This window comes from Rhizobium sp. SRDI943 (assembly GCF_057653695.1).
Genome location: NZ_JBYGKN010000005.1, coordinates 245,382 through 267,815 on the forward strand (window position 1 = coordinate 245,382; position 22,434 = coordinate 267,815).

At 62.7% G+C, this 22,434-nt stretch carries 25 protein-coding genes; 8 read left to right on the forward strand and 17 right to left on the reverse strand.

The window, feature by feature from the left end; translation table 11 throughout:
- The first annotated feature begins 3 nt into the window (after nucleotides 1-3).
- Genes AC245Y_RS36165 through AC245Y_RS36195 form a run of 7 tightly spaced genes read left to right on the forward strand, consistent with a single transcriptional unit; the run spans nucleotide 4 to nucleotide 7,096 of the window.
- Nucleotides 4-1,518 carry a sugar ABC transporter ATP-binding protein gene (locus AC245Y_RS36165; RefSeq protein ID WP_017997593.1) on the forward strand — a complete coding sequence of 505 codons (1,515 nt, stop codon included), beginning with the start codon at nucleotides 4-6 and terminating at the stop codon, nucleotides 1,516-1,518.
- Nucleotides 1,515-2,477, forward strand: a complete 963-nt coding sequence (locus AC245Y_RS36170) for an ABC transporter permease (RefSeq protein WP_012760651.1) — start codon at nucleotides 1,515-1,517, stop codon at nucleotides 2,475-2,477. Before AC245Y_RS36165 ends, AC245Y_RS36170 begins: the two co-directional genes overlap by 4 nt.
- Nucleotides 2,474-3,415 carry an ABC transporter permease gene (locus AC245Y_RS36175; protein ID WP_017997592.1) on the forward strand — a complete coding sequence of 314 codons (942 nt, stop codon included), beginning with the start codon at nucleotides 2,474-2,476 and terminating at the stop codon, nucleotides 3,413-3,415. Before AC245Y_RS36170 ends, AC245Y_RS36175 begins: the two co-directional genes overlap by 4 nt.
- Nucleotides 3,412-4,368, forward strand: a complete 957-nt coding sequence (locus AC245Y_RS36180) for an amidohydrolase family protein (RefSeq protein ID WP_017997591.1) — start codon at nucleotides 3,412-3,414, stop codon at nucleotides 4,366-4,368. Before AC245Y_RS36175 ends, AC245Y_RS36180 begins: the two co-directional genes overlap by 4 nt.
- On the forward strand, nucleotides 4,361-5,671 hold the full coding sequence (locus AC245Y_RS36185; protein WP_017997590.1) for an alanine racemase: 1,311 nt from the start codon (nucleotides 4,361-4,363) through the stop codon (nucleotides 5,669-5,671). Before AC245Y_RS36180 ends, AC245Y_RS36185 begins: the two co-directional genes overlap by 8 nt.
- A 36-nt stretch (nucleotides 5,672-5,707) precedes the next feature.
- The gene (locus tag AC245Y_RS36190) at nucleotides 5,708-6,052 is read left to right on the forward strand and encodes a RidA family protein (protein WP_003555467.1); all 345 of its coding nucleotides are present in this window, start codon (nucleotides 5,708-5,710) and stop codon (nucleotides 6,050-6,052) included.
- Between the two features lie 30 nt (nucleotides 6,053-6,082).
- Entirely contained in the window at nucleotides 6,083-7,096 is a 1,014-nt protein-coding gene (locus AC245Y_RS36195) for a succinylglutamate desuccinylase/aspartoacylase family protein (protein ID WP_017997589.1), read from the forward strand.
- Between the two features lie 15 nt (nucleotides 7,097-7,111).
- On the opposite strand, the gene AC245Y_RS36200 is transcribed toward AC245Y_RS36195, so the two are convergent.
- From AC245Y_RS36200 to AC245Y_RS36230, 7 genes are all read right to left on the reverse strand, one after another.
- Nucleotides 7,112-8,296: a hypothetical protein gene (locus AC245Y_RS36200; RefSeq protein ID WP_017997588.1), complete on the reverse strand. Its 1,185-nt coding sequence runs from the start codon at nucleotides 8,294-8,296 to the stop codon at nucleotides 7,112-7,114.
- Nucleotides 8,297-8,466: 170 nt separating this feature from the next.
- Nucleotides 8,467-9,141: a 4-carboxy-4-hydroxy-2-oxoadipate aldolase/oxaloacetate decarboxylase gene (locus AC245Y_RS36205; RefSeq protein ID WP_026157754.1), complete on the reverse strand. Its 675-nt coding sequence runs from the start codon at nucleotides 9,139-9,141 to the stop codon at nucleotides 8,467-8,469.
- 91 nt (nucleotides 9,142-9,232) lie between these two features.
- Nucleotides 9,233-10,069, reverse strand: coding sequence for an ABC transporter substrate-binding protein (locus tag AC245Y_RS36210; RefSeq protein WP_003555460.1), 837 nt, complete (start codon nucleotides 10,067-10,069; stop codon nucleotides 9,233-9,235).
- 31 nt (nucleotides 10,070-10,100) lie between these two features.
- Nucleotides 10,101-10,865 (reverse strand): amino acid ABC transporter ATP-binding protein, encoded by a 765-nt coding sequence (locus tag AC245Y_RS36215; protein WP_003555459.1) that lies wholly within the window; start codon nucleotides 10,863-10,865, stop codon nucleotides 10,101-10,103.
- The gene (locus tag AC245Y_RS36220) at nucleotides 10,862-11,620 is read right to left on the reverse strand and encodes an amino acid ABC transporter permease (protein WP_003555458.1); all 759 of its coding nucleotides are present in this window, start codon (nucleotides 11,618-11,620) and stop codon (nucleotides 10,862-10,864) included. Before AC245Y_RS36220 ends, AC245Y_RS36215 begins: the two co-directional genes overlap by 4 nt.
- Complete coding sequence (locus AC245Y_RS36225; RefSeq protein ID WP_003555457.1) at nucleotides 11,617-12,324, reverse strand: amino acid ABC transporter permease; 708 nt, start codon at nucleotides 12,322-12,324, stop codon at nucleotides 11,617-11,619. Before AC245Y_RS36225 ends, AC245Y_RS36220 begins: the two co-directional genes overlap by 4 nt.
- Entirely contained in the window at nucleotides 12,321-13,100 is a 780-nt protein-coding gene (locus AC245Y_RS36230) for an SDR family oxidoreductase (protein WP_003555456.1), read from the reverse strand. The genes AC245Y_RS36225 and AC245Y_RS36230 overlap by 4 nt, the downstream gene beginning before the upstream one ends.
- Nucleotides 13,101-13,346: 246 nt before the next feature.
- Here AC245Y_RS36230 and nac point away from each other — a divergent pair, with 246 nt between their 5' ends.
- Nucleotides 13,347-14,252, forward strand: a complete 906-nt coding sequence (nac, locus tag AC245Y_RS36235) for a nitrogen assimilation transcriptional regulator NAC (protein ID WP_003555455.1) — start codon at nucleotides 13,347-13,349, stop codon at nucleotides 14,250-14,252.
- A gap of 95 nt (nucleotides 14,253-14,347) precedes the next feature.
- Here nac and AC245Y_RS36240 read toward each other — a convergent pair whose 3' ends face one another.
- From AC245Y_RS36240 to AC245Y_RS36285, 10 genes are all read right to left on the reverse strand, one after another.
- Entirely contained in the window at nucleotides 14,348-15,550 is a 1,203-nt protein-coding gene (locus AC245Y_RS36240) for a pyridoxal phosphate-dependent aminotransferase (RefSeq protein WP_003555454.1), read from the reverse strand.
- 60 nt (nucleotides 15,551-15,610) lie between these two features.
- On the reverse strand, nucleotides 15,611-16,378 hold the full coding sequence (locus AC245Y_RS36245; protein ID WP_003555453.1) for a 5-oxoprolinase subunit PxpA: 768 nt from the start codon (nucleotides 16,376-16,378) through the stop codon (nucleotides 15,611-15,613).
- A gap of 37 nt (nucleotides 16,379-16,415) precedes the next feature.
- Nucleotides 16,416-17,411, reverse strand: coding sequence for a 5-oxoprolinase subunit C family protein (locus AC245Y_RS36250; protein WP_017997585.1), 996 nt, complete (start codon nucleotides 17,409-17,411; stop codon nucleotides 16,416-16,418).
- Nucleotides 17,408-18,115 carry a 5-oxoprolinase subunit PxpB gene (pxpB, locus tag AC245Y_RS36255; RefSeq protein ID WP_003555450.1) on the reverse strand — a complete coding sequence of 236 codons (708 nt, stop codon included), beginning with the start codon at nucleotides 18,113-18,115 and terminating at the stop codon, nucleotides 17,408-17,410. Before pxpB ends, AC245Y_RS36250 begins: the two co-directional genes overlap by 4 nt.
- Nucleotides 18,112-18,549, reverse strand: a complete 438-nt coding sequence (locus AC245Y_RS36260) for an acetyl-CoA carboxylase biotin carboxyl carrier protein (RefSeq protein WP_017997584.1) — start codon at nucleotides 18,547-18,549, stop codon at nucleotides 18,112-18,114. Before AC245Y_RS36260 ends, pxpB begins: the two co-directional genes overlap by 4 nt.
- The gene (locus AC245Y_RS36265; protein ID WP_017997583.1) at nucleotides 18,546-19,931 is read right to left on the reverse strand and encodes an acetyl-CoA carboxylase biotin carboxylase subunit; all 1,386 of its coding nucleotides are present in this window, start codon (nucleotides 19,929-19,931) and stop codon (nucleotides 18,546-18,548) included. Before AC245Y_RS36265 ends, AC245Y_RS36260 begins: the two co-directional genes overlap by 4 nt.
- Complete coding sequence (locus AC245Y_RS36270; protein ID WP_003555446.1) at nucleotides 19,931-20,374, reverse strand: acetyl-CoA carboxylase biotin carboxyl carrier protein; 444 nt, start codon at nucleotides 20,372-20,374, stop codon at nucleotides 19,931-19,933. Before AC245Y_RS36270 ends, AC245Y_RS36265 begins: the two co-directional genes overlap by 1 nt.
- 164 nt (nucleotides 20,375-20,538) lie before the next feature.
- A complete protein-coding gene (locus AC245Y_RS36275; protein ID WP_012760638.1) occupies nucleotides 20,539-20,829 on the reverse strand; it encodes a type II toxin-antitoxin system RelE/ParE family toxin in 291 nt (96 codons plus the stop codon).
- On the reverse strand, nucleotides 20,817-21,095 hold the full coding sequence (locus tag AC245Y_RS36280) for a CopG family ribbon-helix-helix protein (RefSeq protein WP_003555445.1): 279 nt from the start codon (nucleotides 21,093-21,095) through the stop codon (nucleotides 20,817-20,819). The genes AC245Y_RS36275 and AC245Y_RS36280 overlap by 13 nt, the downstream gene beginning before the upstream one ends.
- A 202-nt stretch (nucleotides 21,096-21,297) precedes the next feature.
- A complete protein-coding gene (locus tag AC245Y_RS36285) occupies nucleotides 21,298-22,368 on the reverse strand; it encodes a LacI family DNA-binding transcriptional regulator (protein ID WP_003555444.1) in 1,071 nt (356 codons plus the stop codon).
- Nucleotides 22,369-22,434 lie beyond the last annotated feature (66 nt).

Consider the following 22,434-nt stretch of genomic DNA (forward strand, 5'->3'; position numbering starts at 1 on the left):
GTCATGACGGAAGAAAGACCCCTGCTGGAAGCCCGGCAGGTGTTCAGAGGATTTTTCGGCAATCCCGTTTTGAAGGGCGTCGATATTGCCCTTCTGCCGGGCAGGGTTCACGCCCTGCTCGGCGAAAACGGCGCCGGCAAATCCACGCTGATCAACCTCCTGTCCGGCGCTCTGCAGCCGGACAGCGGTTCCATCCTCGTCGACGGCAAGCCAGTCGAGCGCTTCAGCCCGGCGGCTGCGCGCGGTGCGGGTATTGCCGTCGTTCAGCAGGAGCTGAGCCTCACGGCCAGTCTGTCGATTGCCGAAAACATAGGGCTCGGCGCCTTTCCGCGCCGGTTCGGCCTTATCGATTACAGAGCGCTTCATCTCGGCGTGTCAGACGTCTGCGATATGGTCGGGCTCACCGAGCCGCTCGACATGCCAGTCGCCGATCTGGCACTTGGCCGCCGTCAGATGGTGGAGATCGCCAAGGCACTGTTCCGCAAGCCGCGTGTGCTCATTCTGGACGAGCCGACCTCATCGCTCTCCGCGCACGAAGCCGGCATCCTGGCCCGCCTGATCGAGACGCTGAGAGATCGCGGCACTGCACTTCTCTATATTTCCCACCGCCTCAACGAGGTGCAGGCGCTCTGTTCACATGTCACGGTGCTGAAGGATGGCCTGGTCACCGCCGACCAGTCGCTGTCCGGCATCGACGGCGAAGGCCTGGTGCGCCTGATGGTCGGCCGGGAGACCGGCGACCTGTTCCCGCCGCGGCTGGCCGCAGCACCCGGCGCGATTCGCATCAGCGTCGAAGGTTTTTCCGCCGGCATGGTGCGTGACATCGATTTCTCCGCCCGCGCCGGCGAGATCGTCGGCATCGGCGGGCTCGTGGGACAAGGGCAGGAAGACCTGCTGCTCGGTCTCTACGGCGCGATTCCGGCCTCGGCCGATCGGGCGGAAGTATCCGGCAAACCCGCCCTGCCCGCCAATGTCGGCGAGGCGAATGCCACCGGCATCGTCTATGTCCCGGCCGACCGCAAGCATGAGGGGCTGGTGCTGCCCCATTCCATCGCCTCCAATCTCATCTTGCCCTCGCTTGGACGGCTCGCCCGCAAGGGCTTACGCGACCGACCGGCGGAAAACGGTCTGGTCGCCGATCTCGCGCGCCGGCTGACGATCAAGGGCGACACGGCCCGCCCGGTCCAGGCCCTTTCCGGCGGCAACCAGCAGAAGGTGGCGCTCGCCAAATGGCTGCCGCTCGATCCCTCCGTTCTGCTCCTCAACGATCCGACGCGCGGCGTCGACATCGAGACCAAGCGGGAAATCTATCTCATGCTCCGTGCCTTCGCCGCCGAGGGGCGGCTCGTCATTCTGGCGAGCTCCGATACGCCGGAGCTGGTGCATCTCTGCGACCGTGTCGTGGTTCTGCGCGAGGGCGTCGTCGCCGCGGTGCTGTCGCAAGATGAAATCAGCGAAGGAGCGATCGTCGGTGCGGCCATGGGCATTACCACCACGACACAGGGAGAGGCGGCATGAGCACAAGTTCATCATCCCGGCTCTACGGCTCGATCCAGCTTCGCCGCAACCGTGGCCTTGCCGGCCTCTATCTGGTTGTCGCCGCCTTTCTCATCCTCTACGCGCTGCTCTTTCCCGGCATCCTTTCGATCGGCGGCTTCTCCAAGTTCACGCAGAACTGGTTCCCGCTGGCGCTCGTCACCATGGCGCAGGCTTTGCTCATGCTGAACGGCGGCATCACGCTGGCAATCGGCCCGCTCGTCAGCCTTGGAGCGGTGATCGCCGCGACGACGATGCAAGGGGCGCTCGGCGTGCCGGGCGGCATTCTTGCGGTCGCGCTCGCCGGTCTTTTGATCGGCGCCGCCATCGGCGTCATCGTTACCTATCTGAGGCTGCCTGCAATCATTGTCACGCTCGCCGGCTCCTTCATCATCGGCGGGGTCGCACTCATCCTGCTGCCGCGGCCGGGTGGGTTCATTCCCGATTGGCTGTCGACGGTACTGGCCGGCCACACGCCCGTCGCCTTCCTGCTGCTCGTCGTGATCCTGGTACTGTGGAAGGCCTTTCTTGCAACGCCGCTCGGCCTCGGCATCTACGCGGCCGGCGACAATCCGGTCGGTGCGTTCCGCTCCGGCGTCCCGGTTGAACGGGTGAAGGTCGCAGCCTTCGCGCTGTCCGGTCTTCTCGCCGCCCTGACCGGTCTCTTCGTCGCTGCGCAGACCGGCTCGGGTGATCCTGTTATCGGCACGCCCTTCACGCTGAACTCGATTGCCGCCGCCGTCCTTGGCGGCGTGGGCTTCCTCGGCGGCAAGGGCACGATGCGCGGCGCGATCTGCGGCAGCCTGCTGCTCTCGGTGATGATCAACGTCATGTTCTTCCTGGGCTTCCCGCCGGTCGCACAATATGTCGCGCAAGGTCTGATCATCGTCGGCGCGGTCGCCGTGCCGGAACTTCTTGGGGCTTGGAGGGCAAGGCGATGAATATCATCAGGTCCGCGTTCCGCAATCCGCCGCTGCTGACCTTCCTTCTGGTCGCGCTCGTCTGGATCGTCGCAAGCTTTACGTTGCGTGGTTTCGGCGCCTATGGCCACCTGCGCTACCTGCTCGAACTCGCCGCGGTGATCGGCATTGCCGCCGCCGGTCAGACGCTCGTCATCCTGATGGGCGGCATCGATCTCTCCGTCGGCGCGGTCATAACCGTCACGGCGATCCTGCTGCCGCTGATCTCGCCAGCCTGGGACCCGACCGGCCTCGCCGGCATCGCGGCGGCCCTTGCCATCGCCGCGGCTATCGGCCTGATGAACGGCGCCGGTGCTGCCTATCTTCGCGTGCCGCCGATCATCATGACGCTGGCCATGGCGACCTTCCTGCAGGGGCTGCTCGTCATCGTCGCCGGCGGCAGCGCGGTTACCGTCAGCAATCCGGCGGTCATTCTGCTCGGGCAGGCGCGGCCGCTCGGCATTCCCTCAGGCATTATCCTGTGGCTTGTCGTCTCGATCGTCGTCCTGCTGCTCGTCCACCGCATGCCGATCGGCGCCCGTTTCCTGGCGCTTGGGGCAAACCCGCTGGCGGCCCGGCTTTCCGGCGTCAGCGTCACGGGCAACACGCTGATCGTCCACACTCTGTCCGGCTTTTTCGCAGGGCTTGCGGGCATTCTCGTGCTCGGCATGAACCGGCAAGGTTATGTCGGCATCGGCGACCCCTATCTGCTGACCTCGATCGCCGCCGTCGTGCTCGGCGGCAGCTCGATCCTCGGTGGCCGCGGCACCTATGCCGGCACCATTCCCGGGGCAATCCTGCTTGTGACGACGACGGCGCTGATCACCGTCGTCAATGCCTCCCCCGGCTGGCGGTCGATCATGTTCGGCACCTTGATCCTCGCTCTTCTGCTGGTTTCCGGACGCGAGGCGCGCAGATGACGGAGCTCTATGACGGGCCGGTGATCGACCCGCATCACCACCTCTGGGACCTCAGCCTGCAACGCCATCCCTGGCTGCAGAAGGCCAGAGCTTCCGGCGAAGAGATGGTTTTCGGAAGCCTCGCATCGATCCTGCGCGACTACGGCATCGACGATTATCGCGCCGATGCTGCCCGCCAGAACGTAATTGCAACCGTGCATGTGGAGGCCGGCTGGTCCGTTGCCTGCCCGCTGGACGAGAGCCGCTGGCTGGATGGCCTCGACCGCAGCTCCGGTGTGGCGCGCCGTTATATCGCGTGCGTGCCCCTCGACGGGCCGGACGCTATAAGCCTGCTCGAGACGGAAGCGGCGAACCCGAATGTCGTCGGCATCCGTGATATTTTGAGCTGGCATCCGGACGCGGCGAAGAGTTTTGCTTCGCGCCCGAACCGCATGGACGATCCCGCCTGGCGGGCGGGACTTGCCCATGCCACGCGGCTCGGACTGGTCTTCGACCTTATGCTTTATCCCTGGCAGATGAATGAGGCGCTCGAACTGGTGCGTGCTTTTCCGCAAACGCTTTTCGTGCTCAACCACGGCGGCAGCCCGGCCGACCGGACGGCGGATGGCATGGCGCTCTGGCGCCGTGGTCTGCGGGCGCTCGGCAGCGAGCCGAATCTGCGCCTGAAGATCTCCGACCTCGTCGCCTACGACAACCAATGGACGCTCGAAAGCCTGCGGCCGGTGATCGAGCATTGCCTCGATTGTTTCGGCCCGGCGCGCGCCATGTTCGCGAGCGACTTTCCGGTCGCGGGCTTGCACGCCTCTTTCGACGAGGTCTACCAGGTTTTCCGAGCGGTCGCCTCAGAGCTCTCTTACGACGAGCAGCGCGCCCTGTTCTTTGCCACCGCCAATGAAACCTATCGCCTCGGCATCGCCGATCCGGCCGAGATCAGGAGTGGCTGCGATGTCTGACCTCCATACTGCGACGGAAAACGTGCTGATCGACGAGCGGGTGCGCGGCTTTCCGCCCGGCAATCCGCCGCTTCCGCTTGCTGCAATCGGCAAGCAAGGATGGAAGCCCTATGACGGCAGGATGGCCCTGCCGCTGATCTCGCTCGACCGGCAGGCTTTCACGGGAAATGTCGAACTGATGATGGCCTATGTGAAGAGCCACGGCGCCGAGATCGCGCCGCACGCCAAGACACCGATGTCGATGGCGCTGGCGGAGGCACTTCTGGCGGCAGGCGCCTGGGGCACGACGGTCGCCGATATCCGCCAGGCCGCCGTCCTGCTCAAGGCGGGACAGCGCCGGCTGATCCTCGCCAACGAGATCGGCGGGGCCGCCGCTGCCCGCCGGCTCGCGGCCCTGCTTGCCCACTATCCCGATGCGGAACTTCATATCTTCGTGGATTCGACGGCGCTCGCCGAGGCTCTTCGCTCCGCCTGGCAGGAGCGTGTCGATCTGCCGCCCCTCGGTCTGCTGGTGGAGTTCGGTGCCGGTCGCGCCGGTGCCCGCGGCGTCGCCGCCGCCGAGGCAATTCTGGAGGCGATCCTTGCCGCGGAGACGCCGGCCTTCCGGCTGACCGGCATCGCCGCCTATGAAGGTGCGGCCGCGACCGCCGATGCGGAAGAGACGATGCGTCGCATCGACGCGCTGATGGCGGTGACATCCGATTTCCTGCCGAAGCTGCGCGCCCGCATCGGTGACGAGCGGTCGCTCCTCGTCACGGCCGGCGGCTCGGTGTTTTTCGACCTCGTGATTGCCAGGCTTTCAGCCGCCGTTGCGGCCGATCCCGCCTGCCGGCTGGTGCTGCGCAGCGGCGCGATCTTCTTCCACGATCACGGCATCTACGAGCGCGGCCTTGCCGGCCTCGATGCACGCGGCGGCTTCCGCATCGGCGGCGAGACGATCTCGGCGGCCGCGGGTTTCCGTCCGGCGCTGCGGGTCTGGGCCGAGGTCCTCTCTCGGCCGGAGCCGCGGCTGGCGATCTCAGGCATGGGTATGCGCGACGTGGCCATGGACCAAGGCCTGCCACGGCCGTTGGCGCTCTATCGCAATGGCGCGCGTCTTGCCGATCTCGAGAGCGCTGACGTGTTTCGCCTCAACGATCAACACGCCTTCGTCGCCCTTGCCGACGGCAGCGACGTCGCGGTCGGCGACGTCATCGAGTGCGGCATCTCCCATCCCTGCACCTGCCTTGACCGGCATGCCATCCTCTACGGCCTCGACCCGGACCATTCGGTGACGGCGGCCTATCTGACCAGCTTCGGCTGAACTCTCCCTCCAAAAGCAAGAAAAGGAAAACCCGCCATGATCCAGCGTTATCAGAAAGGTTCGCGTATGAGCCAAGCCGTCAGCTACGGCGGTCTCGTCTATATTGCCGGCCAGGTCGCGGAAAATCGCAAGGCTGATATCAAGGATCAGACCCGCGACGTGCTCGGCAAGATCGACGCCCTTTTGCAAGAAGCCGGTATCGACCGCTCGCGCCTGATCGCCGTCAACGTCTTCCTGCCGGCGATCGTCGATTTCGAGGCGATGAACAGCGTCTATGATGACTGGATCGACATCGAAAACCCGCCGGCCCGCGCCTGCACCGAAGCTCGTCTCGCCGATCCCGATCTGCGTGTCGAAATGACTGCCGTTGCCGCCCTTTGACGGCATCGCAACCGCCGCACTGGAGACATCATGCATAGCGGTCTCGTCAATCCGATCGACTTTTCGCGCGAGGGCCGGCAGGCCGGCCATCTCGCCATTCCCTATTCGATCGACCGGTCGCCCTATTATCAGATCCGCATTCCGATCCTTTGCCTCAGGAATGGCGAGGGGCCGTCTTTGCTGCTGATGGCCGGCAACCATGGCGACGAATATGAGGGCGAACTCCAGCTCGGCCGGCTGATGCGGCTGCTGGATGTCGCCGAAATCCGCGGCGCCGTCACCATCCTGCCAATGGCGAACCTGCCGGCGGTGATGGCGGCCAAGCGCTGCTCGCCCTTCGACGGCGGCAACCTCAATCGAGCGTTTCCCGGCGATCCCAGCGGCTCGCCGACGGCGCGTCTGGCGCATTTCCTCGAACACGAACTCTTTCCCCGCCATGACGTCGTGCTCGACCTGCATTCGGGCGGCACCTCCATGGCCCACCTGCCCTGCACGCTGATCGAGCGGCAGGCCGATAGCGCCCGCTTCGAACGGTCCGTTTCACTGATGCGCGCCATGGGTGCCGCGCATGCCTTCATCGCCGATAACGGGCCGACCGCACCGACATCGATGGGGGCGGCCGCGCGGGCCGGAACCATCGGTCTTTCCGGCGAGTTCGGCGGCGGCGGCACCGTGACGCAAGAGACAATGGCTTTCACGGCGGCCGCGATCGACCGGCTGCTCGTCACACTCGGCATCGTGAAGCATCCGGTCCTGTCGCGCGTGCCGCTCGCCGAGCCGGGACCGTTGCAGCTGCTTTCACTATCTAGGCACAGCCAGGGCATCCATGCGAACCACAGAGGCTGGTTCGAGCCGGCCGTTGCCCTCGGTGCCACCGTTGCCGCCGGCGAGTTTGCCGGATGGTATCATGATCTGGAACGCCTCGAACAGCCGGAGGAAGAGCTGCGCTTTGCCGAGAGCGGCATTGTCATTTCCCACAGGCTGCATTGCGACAGCCAGGCCGGCGACTGCCTGATCCAGGTCGCCGAACCCATCGCATCCTGAGAAGCGCTGATCTGCTCAAGCGATTGCGTCGACCGCTGCCTTGACCCAGTCGAGACGCTTTGCCGGTATCAGGCCGTAATTGTAGAAGTTCACGCCGTCAGCGCCGGCATCGATGGCAGCCTTGGCGCGTGCGGTCAGCACCGCCGACCCGCTGACCTCGGGATAGAAGACGCGCAGGCCCACGGCGAGGAACTTGCCCGGTCCAATTGCCGCCCGGCCGGTCCGGATGACGTCGCCGACGGCGTCCGGCTCCATGTCGTAGCAGCAGAGGATCGCCCCGTCGCAGAGCTTGCCGACGGCTGCGAGATCGACGCCGCCGAGCCAGCCGTCCTTCAGGTCGATGAGCACGATGCGGGTTGCCGGATCGGCGGCCGCCTTGATCTCGTCGATCAGGCTGGTCACCGGTTCGCTGCGCCAGGTGAGATAGGCATGCAGATCTGGATGGTCGCGAAAGGCATCGATGCCGGCGGCCGGAAAGTCCGGGAACTGCCGTTCCGGGATAGCTCGTTCGCAAAGTTCGGCGATGAAGCGCGCGACCGATCCGCGCGCGCCTTCGACCGGCACACCGGCCTTTGTGGCGCGCGCCGTGCAATGGTCGCAGAAGCAGAGCGACAGCAGGAAATCGTCTTCGGCGTTCAGGCCGACACCGTCTTTTTCGTGATGATATTCATGCGCGAAGCCCATGAAATTCGGGCTCTCGAGCTCCACCATATCGGGCCGGTAGTTGGTCGTGATGTCGCGAACGAGGGTGACGGCATAGGCCCGCGCCGCCGGGCTGGAGGGGCAAAGATTGTAATAGTTGGGATTGCCGAAGGCGTTCCGCGTCACATGATCGGGATGCAGCATGCCGAGGCGGGTATTGTGCAGGCAGACCGTCCAGCAGGAGACCTTGAGACCCGTCGCCTCGCGTCCCTGGACGAGGGTTTCCAGCATGTCGCCGCGCTCAGTGACATTCCCAGCCATCAGCGGCCGGATCAGCTTGTCCTGCCACAGGCTTTCATCCGGCCGGAAGTAGACCGTCCCGTCCTCGGGGAAATAGGCCTTCTGCTGCGGGCTCCGCGGCTGCAGGAACCGGCCGGCATGATAGGAGGTCGCCAGGCTGACCGTGTTCAGGCCGGCGCGGCCGCGAAGCTCGGCGGCGAGTGCTGCAAGCCCCTGGTCCTGGATGTCCCAGGGATAAGTCCACATGGAAAGATGCATGGCGAGCTCCCGTCGAATCTGTCCATTTTATAGAACATGTGTCCATAATAGTTTCCAGACCGATCTTGGAGGCGTGGCGCCTGCCTGGTAGCGTTCTTGCATAAGGCGGCTGGCCGAAAAGGCCAGCCGCTTTATAAAGTGGCAGGGCTGATGGCTATTGCGCTGTCGTCTCAGATGTCGACGACGAGGCCCTTGGCTTTCAGCACCGGTTCGAGATTGCTGACCTCGATAACCGATTTGCCCTGCTTATATGCCGCGATATAGCCGGCCTCGGCATCTTCGCGGGCCTGTGACAGCCTGGCGACTTCCTGCGCTTCCTGGCGGCGCACGACCACCAGGCCGTCGGCATCGCCGGCGATGATGTCGCCGGGATGGATGATTTCGCCGCCGACGATGATCGTGTCGTTCACCGCCGCGATGGTTTCCTTCACCGTCCCCTTGATGCAGACGCTGAGCGAGAAGACCGGGAAGCCAAGCTCCCTCAGTTGCAGCGTGTCGCGCACGCCGGTGTCGGTCACGAGACCGCCGATACCATTTGCAAGGCAGGCATTGGCAAGCACATCGCCGAAGGATCCGGCCTCTTCGTATTCGCCCGCCGATACGACGATGATATCGCCCGGCTTTGCGTAGTTGATGGCGAGCTGCAGCATGATGTTGTCACGCGGCGCGCATTTCACCGTGAAGGCCGGGCCGCACAGTTTCATGCGGTAGTCGACGGGCTTGAGGCGGGAGGAAAGGGCTCCACGGCGCCCTTGGGCTTCGTGGATCGTCGCGGGCGAAAATTTGGAAACGGCGTCGATATCGGCTTTGCTTGGTCGTTCGGCGATATCTTTAATATGGATCACGGATGCCTCCCATTTTTGGCCGACGGCGGGCATGCCCCGCCGTCTGAATTCGTTTGGACGTTATCGGTGGATGACGCCGAAGCCGGTCGGCTTACGGGATCGGGTCGAACTTCAGCTCGGAGAGCGATACGACCTTGTCGGTGCGCGTCATCTTGTATTCGGTATCCGGACCGAGCCACTTGTCCCAGATCTTGTTGATCTCGCCCGATGTGTCGAGCTTGCGAAGGATCTCGTTGATCTTGGCGGTCAGCGCCGGCTGATCCTTGGCCATGCCGATGCCGATCGGCTGGTACAGCATCGGCTCCTCGATCATCCGCATTGCCTTGCCCTTGCTCTTCGATTCATTGACGAATTTGGTCGTCGTCATGGTGTTGGCCACCATGCCGCGCGCCTTGCCCTGCTGGACGGCGAGATAGGCCGAGGCGGTATCCTGGAAGGTCAGTGGGTCGGATTTGTTGAGCTTGATCGACATCTCTGAGGTCGAACCCTTGGTCGAAGCGATGCGCTGGCCCGCATAATCGGCCTTCTTCTTGCCGGCATCGTCCGCCGGCACGATCAGCATTTCCTTGGCGAGATAATAGGGATCGCTGAACTGGATCTGCTCGGCACGGCTCAGAGTATAGGCAAGGTTGGCAACGGTGATGTCGACGCGGCCGAGCTTGACCTCGGGCACGCGCGCCTCGACCGAAACTGGCTTGATTTCAGCCTTGACGCCCAGTTCCTTGGCGATGGCGCCGCAGAGGTCGACGTCGAAACCGGCCATTTCGCGGGTCTTCGGATCGGGAGAGGCGAAGGGAGGAACGTCGGCGAAAGTCGCGCAGCGCAGGGTTTTCGCTGACATGATGTTGTCGAGCTGATCGGCTTTTGCGGGCAAGGCGGCCGCCATGCCGGCAAATGCGGCGGTGAGGGTTAGGCATTTCCAGTTCATTGCTGTTCTCCTTTGTTTTTGGTGGTTGGTATCAATGCCTGAGATCAGCGAGGAATCGCTGCGCACGGGGATGGCTTGGATTGTTGAAGAAGTCCTCGGGGGTCGCCATTTCGAGGATCTGGCCGGCATCGATGAACCAGACCCGATCTGCGACGTCGCGCGCGAAACCCATTTCGTGGGTGACGCAGAGCATGGTCATGCCTTCGGACGCCAGGCTCTTCATGACGGCCAGCACTTCGCCGACCATTTCAGGATCGAGCGCGCTGGTCGGCTCGTCGAACAGCATCACCGGCGGTTCCATGGCAAGGGCGCGGGCGATTGCCACCCGCTGCTGCTGGCCGCCCGACAACTGCCCGGGATAGGCGCGGGCCTTGTCGGCAAGGCCGACCCGATCGAGAAGCTTGAGGGCTTTGTCCTTTGCGACGTCAGGCGCCACGCCTTTCACCCGGATTGGCGACATGGACACGTTTTCGACCACCGAAAGGTGCGGAAACAGGTTGAAGTTCTGAAATACGAAGCCGATCCGGCTGCGCAGCGCATTGAGTTCCTTCGCCCGCATGGCGGCATGAATGTTTTGGCCGTCGAGCGTAATCGATCCGCTGTTGATCTCCTCGAGGCGATTGATCGTGCGGATCAGCGTCGACTTTCCCGAACCGGACGGCCCGCAGATGACCACGACTTCGCCGCGCGAGACCTGTGCATCGATGTCCTTCAGAACCGGGTAGTCGCCGTAGCTCTTGCAGACCTGCGAAAGCCGGATCGTCTGCAATTCCTGGGCTGAAACTGACATGGTCATGGCTGCTCCGATATGATTTTCGATGGCGCGACCAGGGCGGCGGCAGGAAGGTTGGAAAGTCCCGCACGCCGCCGCGTGATGCTCCGCTCGAGGCGATTTGCGAAGTAGGTGAGCGTCCAGCAGATGGCGAAGTAGACGATCGCCAGAATGAGGAAGACCTGGAAAGGCTGCGTCAGGAGCTGGTTGTTGACCTGGCTTGCGGCAAAGGTCAGGTCCGGCACGTTGATCACGTAGCCGAGCGTCGTGTCCTTGATCGTTGAGACGAAGGTGGAGATGATGCTCGGGATCATGTTGTAGAGCGCCTGCGGCAGGATGATGAAGCGCATCGCACCTAAATAACCGTGACCAAGCGCACGTCCCGCGTCCATCTGGCCCGGTCCGAGCGCAACGATGCCGGCACGCACGACTTCGCTCAGGAACGCGCTTTGATAGACCACGAGTGTCGTCAGCATCGTCACGAAGCTCGGCACATCGGCGCCGGTCAGCAGCGGAACGAGGAAATAGCTCCACAGGATGAGCATCAAGAGCGGCACGCCCCTGGTGAAATAGACGAGCGCGGTGACCGGCCAGCGCAGCAGCGGCGACCTGGAGAGCCGCGCCAACGCGAACAGGATGCTGACCGGAAAGGCGAGAGCGATGCTGAGCGCCGAGAGGATCAGCGTATTGGCCAGCCCGCCAAGCGGCCCATTGGGATATTGACCGATCAGCAGCAGCAGCCAGTAGTCTTGGACGATGGCGATCATGTCGTGGATCATGCTCGCGCACTCCTGGCAGGATCGGTGCGCATCGACAGATAGGCGCCGATGCTCATGATCACGAGCGAGAAGAAGAGGTAGAGAACCGTGCCGATCAGGTAGATCTCGAAGGTCCGGAAGCTGAGGTTCTCGATTTCCTTGACGGCATGCGTCAGTTCCGAGGCTCCGATGACGACGGCGAGACTGCTGTTCTTGAACAGGGAAACGCTGTGATTGATGAGCGGCGGCAGCGCGTTGCGCACGCCTTGCGGCATGATGACGAAACGCATCGCCGAGACATAACCGTGGCCAAGCGCGCGGGCTGCCTGCATCTGGCCTGGACTGACCGAGCGCACGCCCGAACGAAGATCTTCGCTGAAATAGGCCGCCTGGCAGAGCCCGAGCCCGATCACCGCGAAGATGGCCTCGGCATTATGGACGGCCAGCCATTCGGCTACCCCGCTCGGCATCAGGGTGAAAATCCCGAAATACCACAGCATCAGCTGAACCAGGGTGGGGACGTTGCGGTGGTAGGATACGTAAGCAGCGACTAACGGATCACCGAAACGAAAGGGCGACAAACGCAAAGCCAGCAGCAGAAGTGCCAGCGCCATCGCCATCGACCAAGAGCCGGCATAGATGATGAATGTCATCTCGATGCCATGCAGCAGCATGGCGGTATATTCCGGATTTCCCAGGATTGCCGAAAGGTCGAAACCGCTCACGGGTTTGGCTCCCCGGATTGATCCGTCTTCGCCGCAGGTTGGGGCTTTGCCGTCTGCAGGCCGCCCATGACCTGCAGCGTCGGCGTGATCTCCATGTGTCCGATGTTGACGGCGACGGGGGCTGCTATGGCGAAGGCAATCGCGTCGGCGATATCGGTCGCCTGCGGCAGTTCGAAGCCGTCGATGAACCGTTCGCGGATGCTGGGGTCATCGCCGTGGACGTGATTGAAGATGTCAGTGGCGACCCGGCCGGGGCAGATTTCCGTGACCCGTACCCGCTTGCCGAAAGCGTCGATGCGCAGCTGGTTGGACAGCATGCTCACCCCTGCCTTGGTGGCGTGATAGGATGAGTTGCCGCCGAAATTATAGGCGCCGGCAATCGACGAGATGTTGATGACATGTCCGCGGTCGCGCGCCACCATACCGGGCACGACCAGCCGGCAGATGTGCAGAACCGCCCGGAGATTGACGTCGACGATGAGATCGATATCGCCCTCGTCGGCTTCCAGGAATTTCTTCGGCCGGTCGACACCGGCATTGTTGACGAGAATATCGAACTCCACCCGACGTGTGAGCTCTGCCATGGCCTGACGGTCGGTCACGTCGATGACGTGGGCGATGCAGCCCGTCCGCGCGGCCAGCTGCTGCAGCGCTTGGGCACTGCGGGCAACGGCATGGACCTCGATGTTCTCCCGGCGGAACCGCTCAACCACGGCTGCGCCGATACCGGAGGATGCGCCGGTCACCAGTGCGGTCTTGTAGTCGGAGAATGGCATTGTCGTTCCCTTGTTGTTGATTGAGACAGTAGCGAAGCTTAAACCCCTTGCCTAAGACCGATTATCTCTGGAGCAATAAGCAACGGTTATGGAGCCGGCTCAGGCTGCTGAAGAAGAGAAAGAGCTGATGCCGGGCATCAGCTTGCTGCGTCCGGGCCTGAGGAAAGCAGCGACGGCGTCGCGTTGCAAAAGCAATGCGTGTCTGCAAATGTAAGCCGCGCAGATCAGAACGGTACCCCGATCCTCATGGACATCAGACGCCTCAAATCTTTCATCGTGATCGTCGACAGCGGCAGCATCACGCGAGCGGCGGACCTTTTGCACATCGCCCAGCCGGCCCTCAGCCAGCAGCTTGCGGCACTGGAGGAGCATTTCGGCCACAAGCTGCTGATCCGCAGCCAGCAGGGCGTCAGCATGACCGACGCGGGACACGCGGTGTATCGCCATGCGCAGATTATCCTTCGGCAGATGGAGCAGGCGCAAGCGGATGCCTCCGCAGCCGGGAATTCGCTTGCCGGGCGTGTGTCCGTCGGTCTCGTGCCGTTCAGCAGTGCGGCCACGCTGTCGGTCGACCTCCTGGCGGAGACCCGGAAACGGCATCCCGGTATTCTGCTGCACCTGACGGAAAGCGTCGGCCAGACCTATAGCCAGATGATCATGAACGGCCGGCTGGAGATGGCGCTTCTCCATGGAACCGGACCGATCAAAGGCGTCCGGTTCGAGCCGATTCTGAGCGAAGAGTTTTTCCTTGTCGCCCATCGGGACTTTGCGATCGAAGCGGATGCGAAACCGGTTCCGGTCAATAGTCTCGACGGGATGCCGCTGCTGTTGCCGCCGGCCTATAATTTCGTGCGCCGCGCGGTCGATACCGCCTTCACGCGCACCCGCACCAATTTGAAAGTCGTGGCGGAAGTCGAAATCGTCCGCACGCTCGCCCGCGCGGTGGGCAGCGGTCTCGGCGCGACGATCATGCCCAAAGCCATCGCCGACCGCATCGTATCGGAATCGAGCGAGCCGCTGATCTGCCGGCTCGTCTCGCCGCGGATCGAAGAAACCCTGTCGCTGTGTGTGTCCGATCAGAATCCCTTGTCCGAACCGGCCCTTGCCGTCCGCGACATCCTTCTCGAGCTGACGGCGCGGTTGAAACGCTAGAGCATGATGCCGAAAAGTGTGAGCGGTTTTCGGACGACATCATGCTCCATTTCTTTGCTTTAGATCCGAAATTCAGATCTAAAGCGCGTTGCCGATCAGCGCATATCCCTGCAGAACTGGGCTATGCGCGCGCATCCTTCGCCGAGTTTCTCCATGCTCGTGGCGTAAGAAATGCGAAAGAAGGGGCTCATTCCGTAAGCCGCCCCTTGCACGGTCGCGACATGATGCTCGTCGACGAGCGCCATGACGAAATCGACATCGGTCTCGATCTTTCGCCCGCCCTTGCTGGTCTTGCCGATCAGCCCCGAGATATTGGGATAGATGTAGAAGGCGCCTTCGGGCCTATGGCAGCGCAGCCCTTCCACCTCAGACAATCGGTCGAGAACGAAGTCGCGTCTTTCCTTGTAGATCGCGGCACGCTCCTTCAACAGATCCTGAGGCCCATCGAGCGCCGCGGTCGCCGCAGCCTGGGTCAGCGTCGCGATGCCGCCACCATTCTGTCCGTTAACGTTGCTGATGGCGGAGATCAAGTCTTTCGGCCCGGCACAAAAGCCGAGCCGCCAGCCTGTCATCGCGTAAGCCTTGGAGACGCCGTTCATCGTCAGGACGCGATCATAGAGCCTGGGCTCGACTTCGGCGATCGTGCAGAACTGGAAGTCGTCATAGACCAGGTGTTCGTAGATATCGTCGGTCATGATCCAGACATTGGGATGTCGCAGCATGACCTCAGCGATGGCAGCCATCTCCGCCCGGGAGCAGGCGGCTCCGGTCGGATTGTTCGGGAAGTTCAGGAAGAGCCATTTGGTGCGCGGCGTGATCGCCGCCTCCAGATCCTCGGGATGCAGCTTAAAGCCGGTCTGCTCGTGGCACGGGACGGCGACCGGGACACCGCCGGCGAACTTGACGATATCCGCATAGCTGACCCAGGAGGGCGTCGGAATGACCACCTCGTCGCCGGGATTGCAGGTTGCCAGCATGGCATTGAAGATCACCTGCTTGCCGCCGCCCGAGACGACGATCTGGCTCGCATCATAGTCGAGATTGTTGTCCCGTTTGAACTTCCGGATGATGGCCGACTTGAGCACCGGCGTACCGTCCATCGGAGGATATTTCGTATCGCCTGCAAGAGCTGCCGCATAGGCCGCCTCGATCGCGTGCGCCGGAGTGGGGAAATCCGGCTCGCCCGACGAGAGGCTGACAACTTTGATGCCTTTGGCGGCCAGTTCCCTGGCGCGCTGGGTCATGGCGGCGGATGCGGAGATGGAGACGTTTTTCAGGCGGTCAGCGATGACGGACATCGACATGGTCCTTCGATGGGAGATGGGAACGGGAAACGCCCGCGGGCGATCGGGATTGCGTCAGTCGGCGAGTTCGGCGGCAGGCGCGAGCGCAGCACCCGTGGCTTCGATCTCGCCGCGCACGATGCCGGCAAGCTCGAGAGCGCCGGGCGTGTCGCTATGGACGAGAATGGAGCGGGCCGGCATTGCGATCACCGCTCCGTCGATCGTCTCGACAGTTCCTTCGAGCAGAAATTTCCGTACGCGCGCACGCACCGATGCCTCGTCCTTGATGACGGCGCCAGCGAGCCCGCGCGCGACAAGTCTGCCGCCAGCGTCATAAGCCCGGTCCGCAAGGAAAAGCGCCAGCGTCTTCAAACGCGCGCGCCGAGCTGCCTGCTGGATCTCGCTGCCTGAAGTGACGAAGACGACGAGGCCGGCATCGACCGTGGCGATCGCATCCATCATCAGATCGGCCAGCACAGGATCGCGGTTGACCATATTGCCCATAGCCGCGTGGAAGCTGATATGGGAGACAGTGACACCCTCGGCTTTGGCGATCGCCATCAGTGCGCCGAGCTGATAGAGCATCTGCTGGCGAAGCTCGTCTGCCGGAAACGGTATTTCGCGCCGGCCGAAACCCGGCCGATCAGGCAAACCGGGGTGCGCGCCGATGCCGACGCCGTTCAGTTTCGCAAGCCGGACCATGCGTCCCATCGTATCCGGGTCGCCGCCATGGAAACCGCAGGCGATGTTGGCCGACGAGACAAGTTTCATCATCGCTTCGTCGTCGCACAGCCGGTAGGGACCGAATCCTTCGCCCATGTCGGAATTCAGATCGATCTTCATCAGTTCCTCCTTTTGACGGCCTTTTGGGCGACACGCATTAGGTCATCGCCTTCAAGGCGCGCTTGACCAGTCGGGATGTCTGCCTGACGTCCTCGACATAGCCGGCGACAGCCTGTTCAACTGAGCGCGCCTCCGCATGCGTCGAGCGAACGAACTTCAGCCGGGCGCCGATCCGGGCTTGGCCGAGCCGCCAGAGATCGCATTCGATCACGCCGGCGATCTTCGGATATCCGCCGGCGGTGTTGGCATCGCTCATCTGCACGATCGGTTCGCCGCCGGGCGGAACCTGGATCACGCCGGGCACGACACCGTGGGAGCGCATCTCGATGGACGCTGTCGGCTTGATCGGCTCGCCGGACAGGCGATAGCCCGTCCGGTCGCTTCGCGAGGAAATCCTCCAGGTCTGGCTCCAGAAGGCTTCGCCACCTCCGGCGAAAAGATCATGCTCGCCGGCCGGTAGGGCGCGGATCGGCAGTGTGCCGTCGACAGCAGCCGGGAAGACTTCGCGCAGCGCCACGGCCGGTTCGACGACGGCGAGCCCGGAGGCCGGCAGCATAATCATTTCTGCGTCCTCCCCGACCGCGATCCGATCGCCCTTCGCCAGAGGCCGGCCTGCATTGCCCCCGAAGCTGCCGCGCAGCGACGTGCTTCGCGAACCCATGACAACGGGGATGTCCAGCCCGCCTCCGAGCGAAATATAGGAGCGCGCCAGTAGCGGCGGCTGTTTCAGTTCGAGAAGCTGTCCGGGCTCCGCGATATAAGCGCACCAGGCAAGCAGTTCCGATCCGTCGAGATGAGAATTGCCGTCCGCGCCGGTCACGGCAAAGGCGATGCGCCGTTCGAAACGCAGGCTGAACGGGAAGGTCTGCACCTCTATCGCGGCTGCGTTTTCGTCGTTGCCGACGAGAATGTTGCCGATCCGGACCGCAAGCGGATCCATCGCGCCGCTCGCCGATACGCCGATGTCGCGATAGCCGGGGCGGCCAAGATCCTGCACTGTGTTGAACGGACCGCTTTCCATGATCTCGATCATAGCTCGATCCTTGCCGGCAGGAACCGCACCGTATCTCCCGGCGCCATCATGGCGGGGCTCGGCAACATGGGGTCGAACATCTCAAGTGCCGCGAAGCCGATGGAATTCCAGCCGTTGGGACCTGTGAGCATGGCGACGCCGGTCTGCATACCGCCGATGGTCACGCAGCCCTTCGGCATCTTCAGCGAGGGCACGGTCTTTCGCGGCATGTAGATGCGCGGATCGAGACCATGCAGATAACCGAAACCGGGAGCGCTGCCCAAGGCGAAGACACGGTAGGTCGCTTCATGATGGATGCGGACGACCTCACGGTCGCTCAAGCCCGAGAGATTACAAAGGGCCGGAAGATCCGTCGCAAATTCGCCGCCATAATGGACAGGGATCTCGATGGTCTTGCCGTTGAGATCGATGCTGCGGGCATTCTCCCATGCCTCCAGCAGCCGGGCGACCACCGCATCAGGATCCTCGGGCGTCTCCTTGAAGATCACCAGCAGATTGGTCATGCCCGGAATGTTTTCCGCAAGGTCCGCCCAGTCTTTCACGGTCTGGGACAAAGCCCAGATCCGCCGCTGTGCGATGAGATCGAAGTCGCCGGGCGCCTCGAGCAGGAAGGATCTGGCGCCGATCGAGGAAACCCGCGCCAGGCTTTTGGTGGCCGGAACGATCTCGCGTTGCGATGCATGTCTGTTCGTCGTGACGATCATGACTGGAGCTCGATTTCGAACAGAGGATCACCGAAGCTAACCAGCGCACCAGGCTCGGCGAGCAGCCTGGTCAAAACACCGGAACGTCCGGCGCGAAGGGGAAGCAGGATGTGCCCTACCCCGACAAAGCCGACGATATCCGCATCGGATACGGAGCGCGGCAGATCTTGCGGCACGGCGGAGGCGGCCGGGTGCTCGACACAGAAGCGGCCGGCCATCGGCGCCTTCACGACGGCCGATGCGGAGCCGGGAGCGAAATCGGGAGCAGGAGACGTCGCCCCGGTCGAGCTGATCCGGGAGCCGCCTTTTCCGGCGACGACGATGCGAAGCTGTCCGCCCGGTCGGGAGATTTCGAGACCGTCCACACCGGCGGCCGTCAGTGCCTCGGTGAGCAATGCAATCGTCGCCGGATCGCTGAAATCGATCGCGCTCATGCCCCCCTCCGCAGTTTCAGCCATTGTTCGAGATAATGGATATCCGTCTCGCCGCGCGCGAACGCGCCATCCTCGAACAGGGCGCGCAGGAAGGGGATGTTGGTGGAAATCCCCTCGACCTCAGTGCCCGCAAGCGCCTCGCGCATTCTTGCCATCGCTTCCGCCCGCGTCGGCGCATGGACGATCAGCTTGGCGATCAGCGAGTCGTAATAGGGCGAGACCTTGTAGCCGGCATGAATATGCGTATCGACGCGGATGCCTGGTCCCGTCGGCAACGCCAGATGGGTGACGACACCCGCCGACGGCAGGAAATTTTCGGGATCCTCGGCGTTGATGCGGCATTCGAAGGAGTGGCCCTCGCATGTCACATCGCCTTGGGTGAGATCGAGAACGTGGCCCTGCGCCGCCCTTATCTGCGCCTGGACGATATCGACACCACTCGTCAGCTCGGTGACGGGATGCTCGACCTGAAGTCGCGTGTTCATCTCGATGAAATAGAAAGCGCCGTCCTCATAGAGGAATTCGAAGGTTCCGACGCCCCGGTAGCCGATCTGAAGGCAGGCCATTACGCAAGCCAGACCGACCGGCTGGATGATGTCGGGCGCGATCCCAAGCGCCGGCGCCTCCTCCACCACTTTCTGATGGCGGCGCTGCATCGAGCAATCCCGGTGGCCCAGCCACACGGCATTGCCGTGATCGTCGCAAATAACCTGGATCTCGATGTGGCGCGGATGCTCTAAGAATTTCTCTATGTAGAGCGAGGGGGAACCGAAGGCCTTGCGGGCCTCCTCCCGTGTCAGCGCAATTGCTTCATGCAGCAAATCGGCCTTGGGCACGACACGCATGCCGCGTCCGCCGCCACCGCCGGCTGCCTTGATGATGACGGGATACCCGATTTCCAGCGCTATGCGCTCGATCGTGGCGGGGTCATCGGGCAGCGCCGTGTCCGGACCGGGAACGCAGGGCACGCCGGCCGCCATCATCGCGCGCTTTGCCGCGATCTTGTCGCCCATAATCGCAATCGATGACGCGGTCGGACCAATGAAGGTCAGCCCCGCCTTTTCGATGGCGTCGGCGAAGGTGGCGTTTTCAGACAGAAAACCGTAACCTGGATGGATGGCGCCTGCACCGGCAAGACGCGCCGCCAGAAGGATGGCATCCTGATTGAGATAACTCTTGGCGGCGGTCGATGGGCCGATGCAAAGAAAGCTGTCGGCGGTGCTGCCGTAAGGCGCTTGCCTGTCGGCCTCGGAGCAAATGGCGACCGTCTTCAGGCCGAGCTCATGGCAGGCGCGCTGGATCCGGGCTGCGATCTCGCCACGATTGGCGATCAGAACAGTATCGAAGCGGTCGGTCGCGGATCGTTCAGTCGTTTCCGGCATCAGGCAATCTCCGCCAACAGGTCGCCGGTCTCGACCTCGCCCTCGTCGATTTCGGTGAGGTGCGTAATGCGCCCTGACCGCGGCGCAGCGATCGTGTTGAAGACCTTCATCGCCTCGATGATGAAAAGCGTCTGCCCCTCCTCCACCTCGTCACCGATTGCAATGAATGGCGGTTCCCCGGGTGCCGGGGTCCGGTGCAGAACGCCGAAGACAGGCGCCTTCACCGCATAGGAAGTTTTCTCGAGCCTCGACGACGCATCGGAGCCGGCATCATCGGCAAAGCTCGTCGTCGATCCTGCCTTTTGCGCGGGCTCGGCAGCAGCCTCCTGACCCGGCGACGTGCGGAAAATCCGAACCGTCACGTCCTTTTCGGTCACGGTCAGCTCGGCAATGTTCGATCGTCCGACAAAGTCGATCAGCGTCTTGATCTTCGAGAGGTCCATATGCGTGCTCGGAATTTCAGAATTCCACCGCGCAGACCCGAAGTTTCAAGTCGCCCGGTGTTGTGATTTTTCGTAGCACGACGTATGGGCTGATGGGGTCAGACGAAGTTTTGATGGAGCGTAATCGGCCTTGCGGGAACCGATGGTCGGCAATGGCGTCCGTATCAGAACCCTGCTTCCTTCTGATGCCGTACCGCGAGGATCATCAAAATATCGCCATCAATACGATAACGAGCGACGTATCCGCTATCTCCAAAATCGATGAGCCACTCCCGGTATTGCTCGGGCAAGTCCTCGATGAGGCGTCCAATATGGGGATGTACGCCGAGGGCTCTCAAGCCTTTGAGTATAGTTTCGCCTGCTCGCTTGGCGGCCGATGGGTTTTTCAGTCGTAAGAACTCTCGGAGCCGCTCGAGGTCGCGGATTGCGGCCGGGGAGAAAACTACTTGTGGCATTCGGGTGCGGACAACTCGTCGTCAGTTCCCCAAGTCGAAAGCCATTTTTCGACCTCGGCGCCGGTGACATGCAGTCCCGTCGCTTTAAATTCATGCCAGGCGTCAAGCGTTTCCTGTCGCAGCGCCTCACGCTTCTCCTCGCGCTCAACATATTGCGCAATAGCTTCACGCATGATCCAGTGGGACGAGCGGCGGCGAGCCTCGGCCAGTTGCTGAACGCGGCCCTTTAGCTCATCATCGAGTTTGAGCGAGGTCGGCGATGCCATGAGGCCTCCTTAGTTAAAGGTATTACCTAGCGCTAACCTAAGCTTTCCCGCGGTGTTTGTCTATGAATGCGTTCAACGAATGCACAATGCTTTTCTAACGGTTCAAGACCGTTACAAGGCTTTCCAACCGTGAAGTGAAGGCCGGTCGACTGACCGCGGCATGCGTTCCCATGCGCTTCTGTGCGTCGTCGGCTCCTCATCGTCAGCTCTTCGGAGCGGCGATGCTTTCGCGCAGGATAAGGCTGCTTCGGATGACGGTGCGAACCGCCGCCGTATTCTGCCGCTGGTCAATGGCGTCGAGCAGAAGATCCACCGCCGCGCGCCCCATCTCTTCCACCGGCTGCTTGATCGTCGAGAGCGGCGGCGAGCAGAATTCGCAGACCGGGGAGCCGTCGAAAGAGACGACGGACAGATCACCGGGAATGCTCACGCCTCTCCGCTGGACACGGCTGACGAATGAAATGGCCATGTCGTCGCTGGTCGCGATGACTGCCGTCGGCTTTTCGGTCAACTCGGCGAAATCGTCCGCCGCCTGGACGCCAATGTCGAAGCCGTGCTGATAATCGAGATGACCACCCGAGCGACGCACCGCCTCCTCGGACAATCCTGCCGCCTCGAGCGCCTCGAGCACGCCGCCGTAACGCTCGACATCGTGATAATTGCCTTCAGGCCCCGCAAGATAGAAAAACCGCCGATGACCCAATCGGATCAGTTCGGCCGTGACGTCGCGCACGGCTTCGCGGTCGTTCGTCACGACGCTCTGCAGGCCGGCATCGCTCATGTCGAGCAGCATCGACACGATCGGCAGACCGGAATTGGCCAGCGAGCGCCCGTCGACCTCCGGAAGCTTCGACGACAGGATGATGGCCCCGCGTACGCTGCCGCCGAAGGCGAGGTCGAGGATATGCCGTTCGGAAATCTCGTCGCGATCGAGGTTGGCAATCATCAGGTTGTAGCCGCCCTGGATCAGCGATTGATTGATACTCTGCAGCACCTGCGGAATGACCTGGGAAGCACCATAGTAGAGCGATCCCGGCAGAATGATCATGATGACGTTGGATTTGCCGACCCTAAGGCCGCGCGCCATCGCGTTCGGCGTATAGCCCAGTTGCCTGGCTGCGGCATTGATCCTGGCGCGCGTCTTCTCGTTGACCCGGCCGGGATTGGCGAGCGCCCGGCTGACTGTCGATATCGCAACGCCGGCGAGCCGCGCGACATCGGCCATCAATGCACCCGATGGCTCCTCTCCCACCACATCCTTGTTTTTATTCATGTTTATTTCGGTCTCCCGGATGCTTCGATTTGCAACTCTAAGACAGGGAGCGATTTATAGCAAACG